Raw genomic sequence first — 2,314 nt, 5'->3', positions numbered from 1 at the left:
CGGTCGAGCGTTCATTGTCGATCATGTCGCGCGGCAAAAGATGGCGGCGGTTCGAGGTGGCGTAGAAGATGACATTGGCTGGACGGCCCTCGACGCCGCCTTCGAGCGCTGCCTTGAGCGATTTGTAGGAGGTGTCGTCATGGTCGAAGGAGAGGTCGTCGCAAAACAGGATGAAGCGGAAGGGCGCCGCCTTCAGCAGACCCATCAGCTTCGGCAGCGTGTCGATGTCCTCGCGGTGGATCTCGATCAGCTTCAACGGCAGGTCGGACCTGGCCTTGGCGTTGATCTCCGCATGCACGGCCTTGACCAGCGACGATTTGCCCATGCCGCGCGCGCCCCACAACAACACATTGTTGGCCGGGTAGCCGGCAGCGAAGCGTTCGGTGTTGTCGACAAGGATGTCGCGGACGCGGTCGACGCCACGGATCAGTCCGATGTCGACGCGGTTAACCCTGTGCACCGGTTCCAGATAGCCCGGATCGGCCTGCCAAACGAAGCAATCAGCCTCGCGGAGGTCGGTTTGGGGCACCGGCGGCGGGGCAAGGCGGCTCACCGCTTCGATCAGCCGGTCGAGTTTCTGGTTCAGGGCCTCAATGCTGCTGTCGGTCATGTCTGTCTTTTGTTTTCGCGTTTTTGATGTCTTGGGGCGTGAAGCTGCCCGATTTCGCCTGATACAAAACCGGTTGCAACCTTTTGTTCGAGCATAATTTTTTGCGGAAACCGGCTCGTGCTTTTTGCGATCCTGCTCTAACACGGCTCAACAGGCCGGAAAAGCAGCCGATTTGGCCGGCCGCGCAGTTGCATTGACAACTTTACCGACTATATTCCGGCCAAATTTCAAGGGGCCGCCAGATTGGCGGCTGTTTTCAAAATTCAGGAGTACCTCGATGTTCGTGACACCGGCATACGCCCAAGGCGTCGGCGCTTCTCCCGACATGTTCATCAGCATTTTGCCGTTTGTCCTGATTTTCGTGATCATGTATTTTCTGATCATCCGGCCGCAGCGCACGCAGCTGAAGAAGCGTGGCGAGATGCTGGCCGCGGTCCGTCGCGGCGACACGGTCGTCACCGGCGGCGGCTTCGTCGGCAAGGTGACCAAGGTGATCGACGACAACGAGCTCGAGGTCGACCTCGGCAATGGCTTGAAGGTGACGGCGCTGCGCTCGACGATCGCCGATGTGCGCGTCAAGGGCGAGCCGGTGGCCAACCAGAACGCCAAGAAATAATCCAATTTTAGGCGGAGCGATCCGCGGACACGCTCTGACGGACGACGCCATATGTTGTATTTCTCGCGCTTCAAGATGATCCTGATCTGGGTGGCCGTGGCCATCACGGTGATCCTCGCCGCGCCCAACCTGTTCTCCGCCAGCACGCTGGCGCAACTGCCCAACTGGGTGCCGAAGCGGCAGATGACGCTCGGCCTCGACCTGCAGGGTGGTTCGCACATCTTGCTGGAAATGAACCAGAACGATCTGATCAAGGACCGGCTGGAGACGACGCGCGACGAAATCCGCACGCTGCTGCGCGACGCCAAGATTGGCTATACCGGCCTTGCCGGCACGGGGCGGACCCTGCAGGTTCGCATTACCGATCCCGCCCAGATCGATGCCGCCAAGACGGCGCTGAAGACGCTGACCGATCCGGTCGCCGCCGGCCTGTTCACCGGCGGTTCCCTGCAGGAAATGACGCTCGACGATTCCGAGCCCGGCCTGCTCAAGTTCAACGTCACCGATGCCGGCATCAAATACCGCACGTCGACCGCGCTGACGCAGTCGATCGAGGTGGTCGAACGCCGCGTCAACGAACTCGGCACGACCGAACCCATCGTGCAGCGGCAGGGCGACGACCGTATCCTTGTCCAGGTGCCGGGTCTTCAGGACCCGCAAAGGCTGAAGGAAATCCTCGGCCAGACCGCCAAGCTGACCTTCCAGATGGTCGACCAGTCGATGCCGGTGCAGGACGCGCTCAACGGCCGTCCGCCTGCCGGCTCGTCGGTGCTGTATTCGCAGGACGATCCGCCGGTTCCGTATCTGATCGAGAACCGCGTCATCGTCTCGGGCGAAAACCTCGTCGATGCGCAGGCGACCTACAATTCGCAGAACAACGAGCCGGTGGTGTCGTTCCGCTTCGATTCGAAGGGGGCGGCGCGCTTCGGCCAGGCCACGGCGCAAAATGTCGGCAAGCTGTTCGCCATCATCCTCGACAACCAGGTGATTTCGGCGCCGCAGATCCGCGAGCCGATCCTCGGCGGCACCGGCCAGATCTCCGGCAATTTCACCGCCCAGAGCGCCAACGATCTCGCCGTGCTGCTGCG

2 protein-coding genes and 1 pseudogene are annotated in these 2,314 nt (G+C 61.5%); 2 read left to right on the top strand and 1 reads right to left on the bottom strand.

What is annotated here, in order from left to right; genetic code table 11:
• Positions 1-610 (bottom strand): ATP-binding protein (locus EN969_RS27300; RefSeq protein WP_164758536.1); only part of this gene is annotated, 610 nt, incomplete at its 3' end.
• Between the two features lie 277 nt (positions 611-887).
• On the opposite strand from EN969_RS27300, the gene yajC reads away from it, so the two are divergent.
• Positions 888-1,226 (top strand): preprotein translocase subunit YajC, encoded by a 339-nt coding sequence (gene yajC / locus EN969_RS27295; protein WP_013531305.1) that lies wholly within the window; start codon positions 888-890, stop codon positions 1,224-1,226.
• A gap of 51 nt (positions 1,227-1,277) precedes the next feature.
• Positions 1,278-2,314, top strand: a pseudogene (locus EN969_RS27290) (protein translocase subunit SecDF); the annotation flags it as partial.

The sequence above is a fragment of the Mesorhizobium sp. M7A.F.Ca.CA.003.01.2.1 genome, assembly GCF_003998945.1.
Lineage (GTDB): Bacteria > Pseudomonadota > Alphaproteobacteria > Rhizobiales > Rhizobiaceae > Mesorhizobium > Mesorhizobium ciceri.
This window is presented reverse-complemented; position numbering and strand designations above follow the sequence as displayed.